Annotated in this window: 12 protein-coding genes, 1 tRNA gene and 1 rRNA gene; 3 read left to right on the top strand and 11 right to left on the bottom strand. The window is 54.1% G+C overall.

Translation table 11 applies throughout. The annotated features are described in order from the left end of the window. The first annotated feature begins 43 nt into the window (after nucleotides 1-43). Nucleotides 44-159 (top strand): 5S ribosomal RNA (gene rrf / locus C9I92_RS05855). Between the two features lie 43 nt (nucleotides 160-202). Further along, nucleotides 203-279 (top strand) — tRNA-Asp (locus tag C9I92_RS05850). A 563-nt stretch (nucleotides 280-842) separates the two neighbouring features. On the opposite strand, the gene C9I92_RS05845 is transcribed toward C9I92_RS05850, so the two are convergent. From C9I92_RS05845 to C9I92_RS05800, 10 genes are all read right to left on the bottom strand, one after another. Next, a complete protein-coding gene (locus tag C9I92_RS05845) occupies nucleotides 843-2,255 on the bottom strand; it encodes a phosphoglucomutase/phosphomannomutase family protein (RefSeq protein ID WP_047886414.1) in 1,413 nt (470 codons plus the stop codon). A 58-nt stretch (nucleotides 2,256-2,313) separates the two neighbouring features. Further along, nucleotides 2,314-4,719, bottom strand: coding sequence for a glycoside hydrolase family 94 protein (locus C9I92_RS05840; protein WP_047886415.1), 2,406 nt, complete (start codon nucleotides 4,717-4,719; stop codon nucleotides 2,314-2,316). A gap of 36 nt (nucleotides 4,720-4,755) precedes the next feature. Then, a complete protein-coding gene (locus C9I92_RS05835) occupies nucleotides 4,756-6,720 on the bottom strand; it encodes a beta-N-acetylhexosaminidase (protein WP_047886416.1) in 1,965 nt (654 codons plus the stop codon). Between the two features lie 8 nt (nucleotides 6,721-6,728). Next, nucleotides 6,729-7,616 carry a glucosamine kinase nucleotide-binding domain-containing protein gene (locus C9I92_RS05830; protein ID WP_047886417.1) on the bottom strand — a complete coding sequence of 296 codons (888 nt, stop codon included), beginning with the start codon at nucleotides 7,614-7,616 and terminating at the stop codon, nucleotides 6,729-6,731. Then, entirely contained in the window at nucleotides 7,609-9,339 is a 1,731-nt protein-coding gene (locus tag C9I92_RS05825; RefSeq protein WP_047886418.1) for a glycoside hydrolase family 9 protein, read from the bottom strand. Before C9I92_RS05825 ends, C9I92_RS05830 begins: the two co-directional genes overlap by 8 nt. Before the next feature lie 10 nt (nucleotides 9,340-9,349). Further along, on the bottom strand, nucleotides 9,350-10,345 hold the full coding sequence (locus C9I92_RS05820; protein WP_047886419.1) for an ABC transporter ATP-binding protein: 996 nt from the start codon (nucleotides 10,343-10,345) through the stop codon (nucleotides 9,350-9,352). Between the two features lie 15 nt (nucleotides 10,346-10,360). Then, on the bottom strand, nucleotides 10,361-11,341 hold the full coding sequence (locus C9I92_RS05815; protein WP_047886420.1) for an ABC transporter ATP-binding protein: 981 nt from the start codon (nucleotides 11,339-11,341) through the stop codon (nucleotides 10,361-10,363). Next, nucleotides 11,341-12,366, bottom strand: coding sequence for an ABC transporter permease (locus C9I92_RS05810; protein WP_047886421.1), 1,026 nt, complete (start codon nucleotides 12,364-12,366; stop codon nucleotides 11,341-11,343). The genes C9I92_RS05815 and C9I92_RS05810 overlap by 1 nt, the downstream gene beginning before the upstream one ends. 2 nt (nucleotides 12,367-12,368) lie before the next feature. Next, the gene (locus tag C9I92_RS05805; protein ID WP_047886422.1) at nucleotides 12,369-13,355 is read right to left on the bottom strand and encodes an ABC transporter permease; all 987 of its coding nucleotides are present in this window, start codon (nucleotides 13,353-13,355) and stop codon (nucleotides 12,369-12,371) included. 138 nt (nucleotides 13,356-13,493) lie between these two features. Continuing rightward, a complete protein-coding gene (locus C9I92_RS05800) occupies nucleotides 13,494-15,176 on the bottom strand; it encodes an ABC transporter substrate-binding protein (RefSeq protein ID WP_047886423.1) in 1,683 nt (560 codons plus the stop codon). A 353-nt stretch (nucleotides 15,177-15,529) separates the two neighbouring features. Between C9I92_RS05800 and C9I92_RS05795 the strand changes: the two genes are divergently transcribed. After that, entirely contained in the window at nucleotides 15,530-15,820 is a 291-nt protein-coding gene (locus tag C9I92_RS05795) for a hypothetical protein (RefSeq protein ID WP_146149664.1), read from the top strand. Here C9I92_RS05795 and C9I92_RS05790 read toward each other — a convergent pair. Then, complete coding sequence (locus tag C9I92_RS05790; protein ID WP_047886425.1) at nucleotides 15,813-19,199, bottom strand: response regulator; 3,387 nt, start codon at nucleotides 19,197-19,199, stop codon at nucleotides 15,813-15,815. The genes C9I92_RS05795 and C9I92_RS05790 overlap by 8 nt on opposite strands. Nucleotides 19,200-19,509 lie beyond the last annotated feature (310 nt).

The following is a 19,509-nucleotide window of genomic DNA, read 5'->3' as shown; positions in this document are numbered from 1 at the left end:
AGATTGTGATTTGCGGCCTGCGGGCGGTGAATCAAAGAATTTGCCTGGCGACCATAGCGCTGTGGACCCACCTGATCCCATGCCGAACTCAGACGTGAAACGCAGCAGCGCCGATGGTAGTGTGGGGTCTCCCCATGTGAGAGTAGGACATCGCCAGGCACCCAATTTAGGTTAGCGTTCTGAACAAACGCTAATTCTGAGTGGAGCGGTAGTTCAGTTGGTTAGAATACCGGCCTGTCACGCCGGGGGTCGCGGGTTCGAGTCCCGTCCGCTCCGCCACTCTTTAAAAAAGCCCAGTCGAAAGACTGGGCTTTTTTACGTTTAAAGATAATGTTCGCCCTGAGGTCGAATGAGTCCCGCTGGAGCGCCAGCCCGGCCGTTCATACGAAGCCCGAGTTGAAAGATTCGGGCTTTTTGCATCCGTATGTTCAGACAAAATGCGAGGTACTGTCTTTTTGCGTTTCGTTTGGGGGGAAATTGTTTTAACTACATGGCTGAAACTAGCGAGGCTGACCTTGACTCAATAGCGTAGAGCTAGTCGATGGAACCTCGTCCGATGATGGCTTTCTTTCACAATTGGCCCTTGAGTATGGTCTGACATGATAGTTAAAAGCACGTGTATTTAGACGATGATAAACTCGCAGAGAGAACCTATGGGTGAGAGATGAAGGGCAGAATAAAATCTGTATGCTGAGTTAAGCGGAATGTGTTTCTGGGAAAGTAAAAAAGAAAAGGGTAGCTGAGAATCTACCCTTGGCGCTAAGGCTGGTGAGCAGCCTGCGCAACGTACCGCTATGCAGCCAATACGCCCGTCAGGCAGTGTTGAGCGGGCATCGGTGTACTCAGAGGTTAAGAAAGCTTTTCATCTGGAGGACAACTTTTTCGGCTTCTTCCTGACATGCCATCTCACAGAAGAGACGTAGCAGTGGCTCAGTGCCGGAAAAGCGTGCCAGGGCCCATCCGCCATTTTTGAAGTAGACTTTTACGCCATCCGCGTAGCTGACCTGCTCGATTTCCCATTCAAATTCAGGAAGGGATTTTTCCACGTAAATCTTGTCGTAAAGCCGCTGGCGATCGGCCGCGCGGAAAGTACAGTCACCTTCTGCAGTGTAGGCGAAGCCGTACTTGCCATAAATTTCACTAAGCAGTTCGGAGAGCTTCTTACCTGTTACGCTGATCATTTCCACTAACAGGCTGGAAGCGAAGACACCGTCTTTTCCTTTGATATGTCCTCGGATGGTTAGGCCACCGGAGCTTTCACCGCCAATCAATGAATCATCGGCCTCCATCTGGGCGCTGATATGTTTGAAGCCTACTGGTACTTCAAAACACTTCTCACCATGTGCGGCGGCAATTCTGTCGAGAAGGTGGGTGGTTGCAATGTTACGTACGACTGACCCTTTCCAGCCTTTGTATTCCAGTAAGTAGTAATAGAGCAGCATCAGGACTTCATTGGGGTGAACGAAGTTTCCTTTTTCGTCAATGATCCCCAGGCGATCGGCATCGCCATCGGTGCCGATACCGATGTCGTAACCTTCATGAGCCACTAAGTGTTTCAGGCGGTATAACGTTGCTGCACTGGGTGAAGGCATCAGACCGCCAAATGATGGGTTGTGCCCGTCGTGAATTACATCGACATCACAGCGGCCGCTGATCAACACAGTTTGTAAGGCATTTTTAGCCACCCCAAACATAGGATCAATCAGCACACGCAGATTCGCGCGTTTAATGGCTTCGATATCGATGAAATCGACAATGGAATCCACAAATTCATTCATTGGATTGATCAGGGTAATTTGTTGTGATGCGATGGCGTCATCGAAATCCACGGATTGAATATAATCGTAAGTTAACTGGGAAATTTGCTGTTCAATCTTAGCTGTGATGATCTCGTCAGCGTCTCGTCCCCCTTCGATGAACACTTTTATCCCGTTGTAGTCCGCGGGATTATGCGAAGCGGTGATACAGGCCGAATAGGTGGCACCGATATGCTTGGCTTTAAACATAACAATCGGCGTTGGCACAAACTTGTTGATAAAGCTTACTTTAATGTCATTGGCCGCCAGGACTTCAGCAAACCAGGCTGCGGCTTTATCAGATAAGAAACGCCGGTCGTAGCCAATGACAAAGCCGTTCTGGGTCACCTGCTCGGCGACCATAATATTGGCTAGCGCTTGAGCGACTAACCGGACATTATCCTTGGTGAAGGTTTCGCCAATTAAGGCGCGCCAGCCACCGGTTCCGAATTGGATCATGATGGAACTCCTATTTCTCTCGTCGGTATACGGGGCGCAATCGGGCGCCCCAATTCAATTAGCCCATGATCACGTTGACAGTGTTGATACTGCCGACCGGTTGAGCCGGGATTGCTCCTTCAACAGGAGTGTCATTCAAGGTGATGGCCGTGACGCCTTTGCTGACGCCGTTCGGGTTTTGTACCTTGATGTGGTAAGTCGCGCCGCGCCATTCGCGGGTCACCTCAAAGCCAGGCCAGCTGGTCGGGATACATGGATTCACGGTCAGGCCGTCGAAACCGGTCTGGACACCCAGGATGAAGTTGGTGACTGCGAAGTATGCCCAGCCAGACGTACCGGTCAGCCATGGGTGGTTGGCACGGCCATGGTTTTCGTGGTCGCGGCCCATGATAAATTGAACGTATGAATACGGCTCGGCAACTCGCTTCTCGATGATGTCGTTTTGGTTGTATGGGTTCAGTGCATCGTAGAACTTCATGGCACGATCACCACGTCCCAGTTTCGCTTCGGCTACCCAAGCCCATGGGTTTGGATGCGAGAAGATCGCGCCGTTTTCTTTCACGCCTTGGTAGACGCGGGTAACAAAACCGATGTCGTCGTTGGGCGTTGCGAATGATGGCGAGTTCAGGTGCAGGCCGTATTCAGAGAACAGGTTGTCATCAACGGCGTTCATCGCTTTTTCGCCACGCTCCTGCGACGCCAGGCCAGACAAAACAGCCAGGGTGTTAGATTCCAGGTGCACGCGGCCTTCAGCTTGTTGCGCGGTGCCGATCTTGTCGCCGTTTTTGGTCAGGCCACGGATGTACCAGCCGCCTTCTTCGTCCCACAGATGCTGTTCACACGCTTCGCGCACATTGGCTGCCATTTCGGTGTACTTCTGTACGTCCGCATCCAAGCCTTTGTATTTCGCCAGTTTGATGAATTCCTGCAGTGCCCAGAAATGCAGGAAGGACGTCATTGCTGACTCTCCGCCACCCAAGTTCAGGCAGTCGTTCCAGTCTGCACGCAGACCTTTACAGATACCGGTTTGCCCCACGTATTCAGCAGAGAAGTCCAGCGCCGCTTTCATGTGTTCATAAACAGACGCGTCGCCGCCGTTGGCGTAAGGAATGGTTTCATCCAGGAAGCTCTCTTCACCTGTTTCTTGTACGTAACGGCAGATGGTTGGCACCAGCCACAGGTGGTCGTCAGAGCAAGTGTCTTCGATGCCGTGGATCTTGTCTTCGTCGCTTGGGGTTGGTACCACGGTTGGTGATTTAGATGGTTTAACATCGGCTTTCTCTGGATCGAACCAGTCTGGATCGAACAGGTGCAGGCCGTAGCCTTCTTTCACCTGACCGCGCAGCAGATCCACCAGGCGCTTGCGGGTCATGCGTGGGTTTGCGTGAGGCACGGAAATCGCGTCCTGCGCGGTATCACGGTAACCCAGACCCGTACGGCCGCCTACTTCGATGAAAGAGGCAAAGCGTGACCACACCACGCAGGTTTCCGCTTGGTACAAGGTCCATGCGTTGATCATGGTGTCCAGCCCCTCGTTCGGTGATTTCACCTGGAACTTGGCACAGCGGGTATCCCAGTGCGCGCGGATGTCAGCAAGCGCAGCGTCAACATTTGCAACGTCCTGGTATTTCGCTCGCAGGCGCTGGCCTTCACCTTTGCCGATCCCCAGAATCAGGACGAAACGAACTTCCTCGCCCGGCTGAATTACGAATTGCTTGTGCAGTGAGCCACAGTGGTTGTAACAGGTTTGCACATGGTTAGAACAACGACCGGTTTCGATCGCGATGGGATTCGCTTCGTCACGATACATACCGATAAAGCTGTCACGCTGACCGTCATAGCTGTCTGGATCGAAGCTGGAAGCGAGGTAGTAGAAGCCTTCATAATCGTTGGTGTTGTAGTACAGGTCGTACTCAATTACGCCTTCGTTGTACGCCGTTCCGGCTGAGTAGAGGCTCATCTGGTGGTTCTGATTGTCAGACTGGATGTGGCTGAACGAGAATTCCACGAACGAGAATGCACTGATGGTGCGTGGCTGATCGCCGTCGTTCCTGATTTTTACATCCCAGATTTGCGCGTCTTCGCCTTTTGGTACGAACAGGGTTTTCTGCGCTGTGATGCCGTTGTATTCACATTTGAATTTGGAGTAAGACAGGCCGTGACGCACTTCATACGTGGCTTCTTCCAGGCTTTTTGCCACCGGCTGCCAGGAGATTGACCAGTAATCACCGGTTTCGTCGTCGCGCAGGTAGACATAGTGGCCCGGGCGGTCGAAGGTGCCGTTTGGACGGAACTTGGTTACACGATTGTACTCCGGGCTGTTGTAGAACGAGTAGCCCCCGGCGTTGTGAGAAATGACAGTACAGAACTTTTCTGTACCCAGGTAGTTGGTCCAGGGTGCAGGCACATCAGGGCGAGTAATGACGTACTCTCGGTTGGTATTGTCAAAATAGCCGTAATTCATGGTTTTCAATCCTTGTTTAATCAGTCAGCTGCAGCGTTATTCGCAGCGACGGTAGTTAATGCCTGCTTTGTCCAGGTAAGCTAATTGTCCGTTTAGACGCGCTTTGAAATCTGGCCAGCTGCGTTGATCTGGTGAGGTCCAGCCCAGTTCGGCAATCGCCAGGAGGCGTGGAAAAAGCATGTATTCGAGGCGGCTTTGGCTGTTAACCAGTTCACACCACAGGCCACACTGAATTCCCAGAATGCGCTGTTGCGCCGGATCGCTGGCTGGCAGGTTAGCCAGCGGGTGATATTGATAGACTTTGTCCAGCGGGAGTTTCCCGGCCCAGTCAACGCCGGGCTCATCCGCCGAGAAGCCCTGTGCCAGATCGAGGTAGGTGTACTGCGCCGGCTGCATAATGACGTCAAAGCCTGCCTTCGCCGCCTGCTCGCCGGCCTCTTCGTTCTGCCAGGAAAATATCACGGTATTGGTGCTGATTTTGTCGCCGTGGGTCGCTTCTTCCCAGCCCATCATGCGCTTGCCGTGCGCTGCCAGACACTCTTCGGCATAGCGCAGCAGATGGCCCTGCAGCTCTTTTGGATCGCGGTAACCATGTTCTACCATCAGAGCCCGGCAGCCCGGGCTGTCGGTCCAGACGCCATGGGGCACCTCATCACCACCAATGTGTACGTACGGGGCGGGGAACAGCTCACACACTTCAGCCAGAACGGTTTGGATGAAGGCATAGGTTCCCGGAAGGGCTGGGGTCAGAATGTTATCCGGGTAGCCCTGGATACTGCGGTACTGGGAGTGGTCGTTGCGATCCACCAGCAACTCTGGGAGCGCACGAATGGCGGCGCGGCAATGCCCTGGCATGTCGATCTCAGGGATAATGGTGATGCCGCGATCAGCTGCATAGGTAATCAGCTCCCTGACCTGATCTTTGGTGTAGTAACCGCCATAACGCTGGCTGATCGTGGTGAACTGTGGGGCAAGGGTTTCGTTCGGACCACGCCATGCACCCATGTCGGTCAGTGCCGGGTAGGCATCAATTTCCAGCCTCCAGCCTTCATCATCGGTCAGATGCCAGTGGAACGTATTGAATTTGTAGCGTGCCAGTTGGTCAATCAAAAACTTCAGGCGCGGCACCGGGTGGAAGTGGCGGGCACAGTCCAGCATCATTCCCCGATAGCCATAATGCGGGGCATCCTCAATTTCGACCATAGGGAGCAGACATGCCGCGTGCGCGGAGTGGCTGGATGCATTGGGTAACAGCTGGATCAGACTTGCCGTCGCATGACAGAAACCGGCTTCGGAGCCTGCTTGTAGCCAGATGTGATCCCATTCGACCAAGAGTTTGTATGCCCCTTCCGGCAGCTTCGGATTGTACTGATAGATGATGTTGCCGTTTGGCTGAAGCGGCAGTTCGTCATGCAAGTACCCGGTCAGAGTGGCTTGCAGCCAGTGGCTGCTGCCTTGCGCGGCTTCATGTTCGGCACTGATCGCACTGTGGCGGTGCAGCGAAAAGCTCCCCCCCAGAACTTTCAGCGCATGGGGGGCTGGGATCAGGTTGATGGATTTGGCTGCCGGCAGGGGCGTCGTGAAACGCTCCTGGCTTGGCGAGGCCAGATTGATCGTGGTGACTTCGACTGGTTGGGGGTGGATCAGCGTTTGCATCTTAGTTGCGATGTCATCCCCGCTGGGATTGTGCGCTGTCGAGTGGATAAAGGCTTCCGGAATGCCGTCATCAAATAAGGTGAACGGCTTGGTGTGGGCCGTGAATTCGGTATAAAAATGCCCGTTGGAGACCAGCGGTTCGGATGTGGTAGGCGTCAGGGTGCAGTAGCTGCCTATCTGGTGCAGGCGACCGTTGCTCAGCGAATCCTGATTGATCCAACGTCCGATCACAAAATGCAGGGACCAGTTTTCCAGCGGCTGGTCAGCCAGGTTATGCAATGTGAGCGCAAAGCGGGACAGGTTCTCCTGCTGCTCTATGACGGTTAAATCTAGGCGATAGCTCATAGGTTGACTCATAGTGGGTAAAGGTTGTGATGCCCTCGGGCCATGGCCAGAGCACCATCCATGGCGTCGCCCTGAGGGACGGCGACACGTTGCTGCATTGGAGGAATCAGCCAGGGAATAATGCGTTCCGCTATGCTGCCCATCAGGCAGATACGGCTGGCCCCGCGCTGAATCAGGGCTTTCATCCACATTTCAATATCGGCCGCGGTCTGGTTGAGCAAGTCGATACCCAGCGCATCTCCCTGATAGGCATAGTCAAAAATGGCTGGCGAAAACTGACCGTAGTCGCAAGGCCTGGCGGATTTCGACCAGCTGACAATGGCATCAATGTCGTGTCGGAAATGGGCCATGACATGGCTGACCAACGGGGTCACCGGCCTGAGACCATCCTGGGCGAGCAGGACCTGCTGGATCAGGCGCAGCCCCATGACCGCGCCACCGCCCTGATCGGAAATAGGAAATTCACGGCCGCCAACCACATGTTGTGTCCCCTCACTCAGGTAAATCCCGCATGAGCCGGTGCCGGCAATCAGGATGGCGCCGTCCTTCCCAGCCCATGCGCCGAGACAGGCACCGTAGGCATCGGTATTGAGAGTGACGGCAGCATACGGATGGGGCTGGGCCATAAAGTCATACCAGGCGCTTTTTTGCTCGGCCCCGGCCAAAGCCAGGCCGACCCGCATATGGGCGTAGTGCTCCGGCCCGAGATGAGCTTGCGCGGCTGCGGTTGCGATAGCATCCTGAATGGATGCCATCGCGACTTCGCTTCCCAGCAAAATATTTGCGCTGCCGGTTTTGGCTTCACCAAGCACCTGGCCGTTTAGCTCGGTAATCCGGGCTCGGCATGAGGTTCCGCCGCCGTCGACACCGACATAAAATTGAACGGAATCAGACATCTTGTCTCTCCTTGTATTGCAGGGTCACGGCCAGCAGGTACCAGCCGGCATGGGGGATCCATTGCTCTCCCCAGCGCCAGTTTTGCAGCATGTCGTTTGCCTGTGGCTGCGGGTTGAAGGCGATGTCCCGCTCGTTGGTAAAACCGGCCGTAATCCCGTTGCAGACGCCGCCTTTGGCATTGCTGAACCCTAGGTCTGGCAGATAATCCGGGTTATTGCGACCATGCCCATCCAGCATGGACATATCAAAAGGATTGAGCCCCAGTATCCAGTTCAGCAGTCGCTGACCATAGATTTCCAACGGGAGTTTCAGATCGCGGAAAGCGGGCAGGGCGGCTGCCTGATACGCCATGCTGGCCAGAGAAGCCAGCCGGGCGTTCTCCCCTTGCCACCAGTAACCGGTTTCATTGTGATGCGGAATAAAAAAACTGCTGTGCTTGTCGCCCTCTACCGCTTTGACATACTGGCGCGGATAGCCGAACGGGTTAGTCACTTCCGCAGTGATCGCCAGTTCAAACTGTAGCGCTTGCAGGATGACGGTCGTTACGGTCTGCTGTTGCTGGTGGTCCGGCTCAATATCGAGGTAATGCAGCAGGCTGAGTACCGGTAGTCCGGCGTCAGAGGCATGGAAATACGGCCGACTGCCGTCATGATTGGCGGACCAGAAATAGCGGTACTGGTCATCGCTCATCTGCCGTTGGGCCAAGCGGCCTGCCCAGCGGCGCGCCCCGGTCAGAAAGCGCCTGTCGTCCGTTGCCCGGTATAGTTCCACGGCAGCCAGCAGTGCACAGTACTCGTCAATGATGTTTTCAACCCCGTCATCTACATACCGGGTGTTCATTTCTACCAGATGCCAATAGCCCTGCTGCGCGGCCGTCAGGTATTGCGCCCGGGAGGCGGTATCGAATCCCAGTGATGTGCCGTGCGAACCCAGAATCCTGGCCGCAGCGGCCAGGGCGGCGATCGCCATCCCTCCGCCCTGACGAAAGCCTGCCTGATACTGGGCAGATTTATGGCCGTTCTGGGTCGCGTATGCGCAGATTTCGCGCTGGGCGGTGTCTTTGCTCCAGGTATCGAATACCGTCATGTAAAAGTAACCCTGCGGTGACTGCATCCGGCACAGGAAATCAGCACCGTGGAGGGCCTCTTCAAGCAGGCGAACACGGGGGAACGGCGCCACCTCCGGCTGGTTACTCAGCTGGCTGAACGCGGTGAGCATGTTCCAGACCACCAACGGTGTCTGCTGCGGGTTGAAATAATTGCTGTACGACAGGTGGCTCAGGTATTTACTGACATCCCCGGAGGCGTCGTACCAGCCACCATGCGCATCCACGGTCTGACTGGAGTCAAACAGACGCACCTGATGATCCGCCTGATCAAATTTGCCGCCGCAGCGCTGCGATTTGAAATAGTGCAGAACATCGCTGAAGGTCTGCTTCATCAGCAGCCCGTCGGCGATTTGAAAACGTGCAGACAGCTGCTCACCCACCTGCAGCCGGAACCAGCCGCATTGCTGCAGCGCGGAAAAGTCGACCAGATAAGTCAGTCCGGTATGCCATTGATCCACCTCGCCATGTGTTTGCACCGGCAGTGTCAGCAGAGGTTGCTGGCTGGTGTCGCAAACAATCTGTGCCGTTGTGATTGTCAGTGGCATTGCTGTCTGGATGACGGCCTGCTTGGTACCGAAACGCTCATAGCCCAGGTGATTGGTTAGCAGCTGCATGATGCCTCCATCAGTTTTCATACAGATAGCAACGAACAAAGTGGTTGTCAGATAACTGGGTAATGCCTGGTAGTTGCGTCCGGCATTTGTCGGTTGCGTGGGTGCAGCGACCTGCAAACGGGCAGCCGAGGCTCTCTGGTGTCCACAGTGGAATTTCCCCTTTATTCCCCTTCAGCTTCTCATGGATCGATTTTTTCGGATCCGGCACGGCAGAAACCAGTAACTGGGTATAAGGGTGTTGCGGATCGTGGATGATCTCTTCCGTGTCTCCCCACTCAACCATGTGGCCGACGTACATCACAGCCAGATCTTCAGCGATATAACGGGCCGTTGCGATATCATGGGTGATATACAGCAGCGCCATTTCACGTTCGAATTTCATTTCTTCCATCAGGTTGAGCACTCCGGCGCGAATCGATACATCCAGCATCGAAGTGGGCTCATCGGCCAGCACGACTTCGGCCCCAACCGCAATGTTGCGCGCCAGGTTGACCCGCTGACGCTGGCCCCCGGACAGCTGGTGCGGATATTTCTCGGCGGTTGCCTTCGGCGGGATCAGGCCCACTTGCTCCAGCAGGCTGTAGACGGTGTCTTCCAGCTCTTTTTTATTGCCTTTGCTGACTTTGTTATGAATCAGCAACGGGCGGGCAATATGGTGAAAAATGGTATGGGTCGGGTTTAGGGAGCCAAACGGATCCTGCCAGACCATTTGGACGCCCTGGCGGTATTTCATCAGGTCATCGCGTTTTTCAATAGTACGGATGTCACGGCCAAAGTATTCGATATGGCCGTGTGTCGGCGCATACATTTTGGCGATCATTTTCGCGGTGGTGGATTTGCCCGAGCCGGATTCCCCGACAACGGACAAGCCACGGCTCTTGTACATCTTGAATGACACGTCATTGATTGCCCGCATCATGGACTTTTTCAGCGAGTTGCTGCTAACCGGGAAGTCTTTGACCAGGTTCTTCCCTTCGATAATTGGTTGTCCGGTTGGCTTGCTCATCATGCCTCCATATTCTTATTGGGATGAACGGCTTTGGTTGAATAGGTGGCAGTTACTGAAACGGCCGGGTTCAAGCTGACGCAGCTGAGTTGCCTGACGAAAACAGGCGTCATGGGCTTTGCTACAGCGAGCCTGGAAACGGCAACCCTGAGGAATTTCCAGCAGGTTAAGCGGGTTCCCCGGAATCCCGGTCAGCCGGGTTTTTGGGCCGGTCAGCGGCGGGAACGAGTTACCCAGTCCCTCGGTGTAGGGGTGGTACGGGCGTTCCAGGATTTGTTTGGAAGGCGCCACTTCCACCAGTTCACCGGAGTACATGATCCCGATGCGATCGGAGAACTCGACCATCAGGGACAGATCGTGCGTAATAAACAGGATAGAAAACCCGAACTCTTCTTTCAGGGCGTAGATCTTTTGCAGGATCTCACGCTGTACCACCACATCCAGTGCGGTGGTGGGCTCATCCATGATGATCATCTTCGGATTGAGAGCCAGAGCAATCGCGATCACCAGACGCTGACGCATCCCGCCGGAAAACTGGTGCGGATAATCCTGCAGTCGGCTCGGGTGGATATCGACAATTTCCAGCAGCCCTTCGGCCCGGCGTACGGCCTGCTCACGGCTGAGGTTGGTATGGCGCATAATCACATCGCAGAACTGCTCTTCCAGACGCAGCACCGGGTTCAGGGCGTTCATCGCACTCTGGAACACCATTGAGATTTCGCTCCAGCGAAACGCACTCATTTGCGAGTCGCTGAGTTTAAGGATATCGCCGTGACCATCGAAAATGACTTCACCGCCGGTAATGAATGCAGGTGGCTTATGCAGGCGCATCAGTGAGAAGGCAACGGTTGATTTACCGCAGCCTGACTCACCCGCCAGACCAAAGATTTCACCCTTGCCGATGTCAAAGCTGACATTGTTGACGGCACGGACATCACCGGCGTCAGTGATGTAATCGACGCACAGGTTTCGAATGGAAATTTGCGGATTGGTCATTATTTTTCGCCCCCTTCCAGTGCAGGCTTAGCGTTAATTTCAGCTTCTGTTTCAGTGTTTTGTTGCTTGGCCATGTTCTTCCAGCGGCGCATTCCCTTGTGAGAGCGCAGTTGCGGGTTGGCAATTTCATCGACGGCAAAGTTGAGCAGCGCCAGGCCGATGGCGATGAAGATCAGGGCCAGACACGGTGCAAACAGTTCCCACCAGGCGCCGACCAGCATCGACGAAGAGGTGCGGACGTTGTTAAGCATGACGCCCCAGCTGATGGAATTCGGGTCGCCCAGTCCGAGGAAGGAAAGGGTGGCTTCGGTCATGATGGCCAGCATGACGGAGCCAATGAAGCTTGCGCCGACAATCGAGACTAGGTTAGGCAGAATTTCGACGAAAATAATGCGCCATGACGATTCCCCCAGAACCTCTGCCGCTTTGACGAACTCTTTCTCCCGCAGTGAGAGGGTCTGAGCGCGGACGACCCTTGCTCCCCACGCCCAGGAGGTCATTCCGATGACGATCGCAATGGTGACCGGCCCGGCCTGGCCAATGAAAGCGGCAATCACAAACAGCAGCGGGAACTGCGGAATAACCAGCATTATATTCATCGCGGCAGTGAGGATGTCATCCACCCGGCCGCCAAAGTATCCGGCTGATACCCCGATAACGGTGGCCAGAAAACAAACCACCAGACCGGCACCGAAGCCGACAGCCAGTGAGGTACGGGTGCCGTAAACCACCTGAGACCAGATATCGCGGCCCATGCGGGACGTTCCCATCATGTGATCGGCCTCTTTTGACATCAGCAGGGTACGGCGGTTGTCTGCCAGGTTGGTTGCCACCCAGCCATCCGGGTTGTTTTGGGCGGCTTTGACGATAAATGCCGGGTACTCGTGTGGGTTACCGGTTTTACGATCCGGCGCATGCTTGGTGATCAGTGGGGCAAAAATGGCCGCCAGAATAAAGGTGCAGATAATGCTCAGGCCCAGCAGTGCCTTACCGTTGTTACTCAGTAGTTTAATTAGTGCATTCATGATTATTTCCCTCCCTTGCGTAGGCGAGGATCCAGCGCGACGATAAGCAGGTCGGCCAGGAAGTTAAAGAACAGCATGAACAGGGTCATGATCAGTAGCTGACCTTGCAGAACCTGGTAATCCCGGCCGTTAATGGCGTTCAGCAGCACGGTACCCAGACCCGGATAGTTGAAGATGATCTCGATAATCAACTGGCCGCCGATAGCCATCCCTAGGGCCATCGACAGAGCGGTAACACTCGGTAGCATGGCGTTTCGGGCTGCGTAGTTGAACACGACCCGGTTTTCGCTCAGGCCCTTGCCTTTGGCCATGGTGATGTAATCTTCGTTTAGCAGGTTGATCATGTTGTTACGCATGCTGATCAGGAAGCCGCCAATCTGGATGATGGTGGCACAAACCAGTGGCAGGACGGCGTGGTAAGCCACATTTTTGTAGAACTCAAGACTGGTCCAGTCTGCAATTACCCCGGGGGTATAGGCATAACCGGTCGGAAACCAGCGCATGCTGATGGAAAAGGTGTACAGCGCGATCATGGCGGTGACCACCGCAGGAACAGCTTGCACAACCAGCATGGCCGGAGAGATGAAGGCATCGTATTTACTGCCGCGTTTCCAGGCAGCAAAAATGCCCAGAATGGAGCCGATGCAGAACGAAAGAATAACTGCTGTCCCGGCCAGGAACAGTGACCAGCCGACGGCGTTACCCAGCATGTCGTTGACCGTTTGAGGGTAGGTCTGGATAGAGATCCCCAGGTTCCAGCTCAGAATGCTTTTAAGGTAGGTAAAATACTGTTCGTACAGTGGCCCGTCGACAAACCCGAGCAGTTTTGACATGGCGGCAATACGTTCTGGCGTGACCTGTACGGTCGCGTTAGCAAACATCATGGTCACCGGGTCGCCGGGCATGGCGCGCGGTATGATAAAGTTCAGCGTAGCGGCCACAAGGAACGCGATAAAGTAGAATGACAAACGTCGTAGAAAGAATCCCATAACTCACACCTTTCCAAACCAACCCTTCACTAGCGGCTGGATTCAGGACGAAAAACCCCCTGACGACTGGCGCCATACATTGCACAAGTGAGGGGGAAGAGGCGGTGCGCAAGGGGCGCACCGCAAATGAAGCAGAACTTACGACTTAGGTTTCAGATCCAGTACCTGAAGAACACGTTCCTGAACACCGGCCCAAATCATCGGACGGCCTTTCGGATTGTTTTCATTCCACCAACCGTCAAAGCGGGTCGTGTTGTACTGGAAGTTAAATGCGCCGGACATGACAGGCACAGTGATCTGGTTTTCAGCGATGATCTTCTGAATGATGTGGGCAATTTTCAGCTGCTCATCTTTATCAGCGGTCTTATAGAAACTGTTCAGCAGTTTATCCAGCTCCGCGCTCTTGTAGTGGTGCATGGCAAAACGAGGCTTACCTTCACCTTCCTGCAGTGCGGAGTTGTAGCCATCATTCCAGTAAGTGTGAGGATCTGCACCGTGGAAGAAGTTGGTGTAGGCCACATCGTAGGTACCGTCCTGCATCGCTTTGTTGTAAACCGCGAAGTCCGGAGTGCGGGCTTTGGCGTTGATGCCGACTTCCTGCAGTTGCTCAACAGCTAGCTGAACGGTGTTGTTGAAGTCAGTCCAGCCATTCGGCGACTGAACTTCCAGCTCAATCTTCTTACCGGTTGGGGTTTCAACAAAGCCGTCACCATCAATATCTTTGTAGCCGGCTTTCTTCAGCAGCGCTTTGGAATTTGCGGTGTTGTAGGTATTGAAGCCTTTGTACTTGTTGTAGATGGTATTGTCAGACCAGGAAGCAAAGGCTTCGCCGAGGCCCGAGGCGTAGTTGTTAGGTTTGCCGTTGCCGTAGAACGCGATATCGATGATGGTCTGGCGATCCAGTGCCATAGAGAAAGCACGGCGGAACTCGACATCATTGATTGCTTCGTGGTTGCCTTCTTTCGGCGACTTGTAGTTCAGCAGGAAGGATTGTGTACCGGCCGCAGGATACCAGTATTTGTGGTTAGGGTTTGCTGCTGCATACGTGCTGTCGATGTCAGGAATGAACGATGAGGTCCAGTCCAGCTCCGAGTTGATGATTTTCGCCAGCAGCTGGTCGTTACCGGCAATCTGAGGAACGCGCAGACAGTCTACGTCCAGATTGTCGTTATCCCAGTAGTGTGGGTTACGGCACTGAACATACAGCTGTGGAGTGAAGGTGTCGATCTCGGTGAAAGCACCGGAGCCGACCGGATTGTCATTGGTGAACGACTCTGGGTTCTTAATCTTGCTCCAGATGTGTTCTGGCACGATTGGCACTTTGGCAATTTCAAACGGCGCGTTAGAAGTGGCTTCTGTTAGGCTGAAGATCACTTTGTTGTTGCCCTGCTGCTTCACTGCCGTGACCCAGTTATTGATACCGGTACGGTCCAGCTCAGGTTTTTTCTTCAGCAGTTCCAGTGTGTAAACCACGTCTTTGGCGGTGAAAGGTTTGCCGTCAGACCACTTAACCCCATCGCGAAGTTCAAACGTTACCTGCATCAGGTCGTCAGACATGTAGTAGTTTTTCGCGATACGCATAACCGGCTCGTTACCGTGCATCTGGTTAAAAATCACCAGTGGCTCATAGATGAACTCGGTGGTGGTGTCCAGATCGGTATCCAGGAACGGGTTAAAGTTACGGACCATTGTAGGATAAAACTGAGGTACGATAGTCAGCTCACTGCGTTCAGCAGCAGAAGCCACTGGCGCGGTTACTAGGGTTGACGCGGCGGCGACAACGGCGAGTGCTAACTGAGTTTTTTTGATATTGGCAAGCATAGCTGTTCCTTACTCTTTGCTTTTGTTTCACTTATGAAAATACCCGTTGAACGGGACCCTCAAACCTACTTCATCTGAGCTGAGTAACGCGGCCCAAACAAATGGCCTTGTAGGCTCTCAGTGACCTTAAGGAAACTCCGGAATAACAAATAGGTCAATCTGGCTTCCCGTTAAAACCGTCAAAATACCCGGTGGTACCGTTAAAACCGTAAATATCTGAGTGTGATCTGCCTCAGCGGCGGAAATCCTCTGTGCGGTATCTCACAGATAATTTTATCGATTACATTTTCAATGTGAGCGTTTACTATCGATTTTTACTTTTATTTTATTGATGTTTAGTGGCTGACTTTGGAGTGAGTGATGTAACGGGAGAGGAGTTGGGAGGATATTTCCTTGCGGAAAATTTATCCCCTGCATTTGTTGTGATTATGCTCTCAGAATACGTATTAACCCCGTTTCCAAGACGGAACGAGGCTGAAAAAACAGCTTTTGATGGGAAATTGACCAGTATAAATCCGACTGGAGAAGGCGTTTTTTCGGTTTTTACAACGCATAATTTGAGGCGAAAAAAAGCCCGCCAGGCGGGCTTGAAAAAGGCGCGGTTTATACCGAAGCAAGGAGGCATCCCGGCAGAGATCAGCTGATAAGGTGTTGCAGTTGCTGCCTCATCAGTTGCAGTTGTTCTCTTTCATCGGCGGGCACCTGACAGCGTTCCAGCACAAAATCCACGGTGCTGAGTACCGTGCGCCAGCGCGGTGTTTTGGGCAGAGTTTCAAGGTGCAGGTATTTATCCAGTGTCCGGGTTTGCAGGGTACTGCGGTCGAGGTAGACCCGCCAGAGCCCGCTTTCTTCGGCCAGTTCAAATTTGGTTTTCCTGGTATAGCGTTCCCAGACGCCAAGGGTGGTCTTCATGGTATCGACCAGCAGTTCGCGCAGGGTATCGTGCTTGCTGCCGCCTTTGTCATCCAGGCGATCCGCCAGTTCGCTGAATTCCTCGCCCAGATGACGGAGTTGGTCCAGGCTGTGCCGGTCACGGTTGAAGGCAAAGCCGGATAAAACGTCGACGGCATTTTCCAGCACTTTGATACGGTGCTCTTCAGTCGGACCGTGGTTGTCAAAAATAAACATCCGCTGTAACCCGGAGGCTTCCGGCAGGTTAATCACGTCAGTGCTCAGGGAACTGAGGCCATCCCCGATGCGGAACATCAGCTTGCCGTGGAAATGGTGGCGGCTGGCGATGTCTTCCGGCAGATGAGTGGCCAGAATATCGTAAAGGTTGTGGCGCTCCAGTTGCTCAGGAGTGCGTTCAAACAGTTTACCGGCGGCGCTGTTGGCATAGCGTATAAGGCCGTCGTTACGGACACAGAGTATCGCTTCATTGGTGGATTCGAGCAGCCCAAGCAGGCGGCTCTGGGTTTCCAGCAGGCCCGCTTCCGTTTCTTTTCGCCGTGCCACTTCTTCGGCCAAGATCTGATTTTCCAGGCGCTGGCGTTCAGTTTGTCCAGCTTTCAGGTGTGCCCCGATCCGGGCGGTCAGCTCTTCTTTATTGAATGGCTTGGTCAGGTAATCGTTGGCACCGGATTCAAAGCCGCGTACCCGATCCTGAACCTGTCCCAGGGCAGAAAGCATGATGATGGGTAAATCCAGCATGCTGTAGGTTTTCCGCAGTTGCTCACAGACTTCATAGCCGGACATCTCCGGCATCATAATATCCAGCAACACCAGTGCGGGCTGTTGTTCATCAACCAGCTGAAGCGCCTGCTGGCCACTTTCTGCAGTGATCACCCGATACCCTTCCAGTCGCAGGAAGTTATGCAGAACTTGCAGGTTGACCGGTTCATCATCCACGACCAGCAACAGGTCGCCATCCGGATTATCCGGTAAATCTTCCAGCTCACACACCGTTGGGTCGCTGATCGGAGCCTGAAAGTGAAGGTTGCGGTTGGCCAACTGACTGTTAGCAATGTCATGCTCGCTGGCCAGGTTCAGGGTGAAGCTGAACGTAGTGCCTATCATCGGTTGGCTGCTGACGTACAGGCGTCCCCCCATTAAATCCACCAGCTGGCGGCTAATGGACAGCCCCAGTCCGGAGCCCTGGCGGTAATGGGCGGATTGCGTATTGGCCTGGGTCAGCGGCTCAAAGATATGCTCCAGCTGCTCGGCAGGGATCCCCTGGCCGGTATCTACGACCTGAATCCGAAGCTGCTTTTGCAAAATCGTGGCTGAAAGGATGATCTTACCTTCAGAGGTGTATTTGATGGCGTTACCGACCAGGTTGTACAGTACCTGCTCGATACGCTGCTCATCGCCCAGCACCAGCGGCAGGTCATCAGGGATCTGGTTGATGATGCGGATCGGCTTGTTGCCCAGCAGGTGGCTGGACAGTTCCAGTACCAGACGCACGGCCGAGGCCAGATCTACCGCATGGCGCTGTATATCAAGATCGCCATAACGCATCTTATGATAATCCAGCAGATCATCGACCAGGTTGGTCAGGCGCTGGCCGCTATTGATGATGATCTCCAGCTGGCGTCGTTGCGAATGTTGTAACGGGCCGTTGGCACCGGCCAGCAGCGATTCGGCGATGCCGACCATCCCGTGCAGCGGGGTCCGCAGTTCATGGGATGTGGTGGCCAGAAACTCATCTTTCAGTTTATCAGCGGTCTGCAGCTCGTTGTTCTTCTGCCGTATCACCAGCAGGTTTTGCTCCAGCTCCGTGTTTTGTTCGCGGATCAGGGTGATTTTATCCCGAATGGAAGATTGCATGCGGGCAAAGCTGGTGGCCAAGCGGCCGATTTCGTCGCTGCGCTCGGTGCTTCCTATCTTCTGATCCAGATCCCCGGCGGATACCCGCTCAGCGGCCCAGGTCAGGCGCAGCAAAGGCGCGGTGATGGAGTTGGAGAGCCAGTGCGAAGCGATAATCACCAGCACCACGGCCGTCAGCATGGCCGCAAAGAAGATTTTTTCCAGCTGGCGAATGCGGGCGAAGGCTTCTTTTTCTGGCAGCTCGACGACCAGCGCCCACTCACTGCCCTTGAGGCTGATGGGGGCGAAGGCGCTCAGTACCGGCACCCCGCTGAAGTTGGCAAAGCTGCCCACGCCGCTGTTGCCGGCCAGTGCCTGATCGATGCTCGGGCTGGAATAGGTCGCGGGGGCCTGAGTACTTTGCGGCAGCAATGAGCGGTGATCCTGGCCTACCAACAGGGTCTGCACCTGATGATTGGTTGTGGCCACGGTGTCGCTGAGAATGTCCCGGATGGAGCGGTTACTTAGCTTAAAAAAGACATAACTGTGCAGATAGCCTTGCTGAATGATGGGGGCGGCAAACCAGGCGGCGAGATCCGGGTGATCTGGCTCAGCACTGAAATCCGTGAATACGACCGGAACCTGATCCGCGCTGTAGCCGGATTGCCGGGTGAGGGTCGAAATCGCGGTAAAAGTAGTGCTCAGTGCCTGAAACGTGTGGGTGGTTTGCTGCAGGTTGACGCTGAATGTCTCGGGACTGTTGGCGGAATAGACAATATTGCCCTGTAAGTCGACCAGCAGAATGTCGCTGAAATGCGACCGCTTAAGGTATTCGTCGAAAGCCCAGTTATAGCGTTTGTACATCAGCCGGTATCGTTCATGGCTGGCGTAATTCGTGACTCCGTTCTCAGCCGGCGCCCTCATGGTCAGCCGCTCCGTAAAATATGTGCTGCGACCGAGTTCCTGCAATTGCCCGCTGATGTCACCCAGTTGGTTATAAGCACCGACCAGGCCGTAGAACCGTCCGCCACTGGCATTGGCCAGCTCAGAGCGGGCAAAGCTCTGCACTTCCGATTCCCGTGCCGTAATGAAGCTCTCCAACTGCTTGCGTTTGTTGTCGAGCAATGACGCCAGGTGATTGGTACTTTGCTCTGCTAAATCAGTGGTGTGGGAGCGAAGGAAAAATAATGCTGAGAGGAGCAGGGGAGTGATACTGAGAACGAGAAATGCCAGCATTAGGGTATGCTGCAGTCGCTTGAAACGGGTAGTCTTCTGCATTCCGGTGCCTGAAATTTACCTGTAATACTCTAAATGCAGCCGACTTCTTTGGCAGAAGCTGACTGGCGTGACAGTGAAAAAATGCTCTTATTTTGACGAAATTTACGTCATAACACGAAAAATGGGATCTTCTGTCACCTTATACGTGGTTTTTTTGCATTATCAAGAAAGCAGGCGGGGAAGCGTGTGGCGACACACAGAATTGACGGAGTTAACGGTTGGGAGGGGCTGTTTTTTGCCCATATTGACGGGATTTGTCGGTATTTTTACCCGGTGAGACGGTGAAACTCACCGGGTAACGAAAGAACAT

The organism is Photobacterium ganghwense, from assembly GCF_003025595.1.
Lineage (GTDB): Bacteria > Pseudomonadota > Gammaproteobacteria > Enterobacterales > Vibrionaceae > Photobacterium > Photobacterium ganghwense.
The sequence above is the reverse complement of the archived record's forward strand: the minus strand, read 5'-3'. Positions and strand labels throughout refer to the sequence as shown.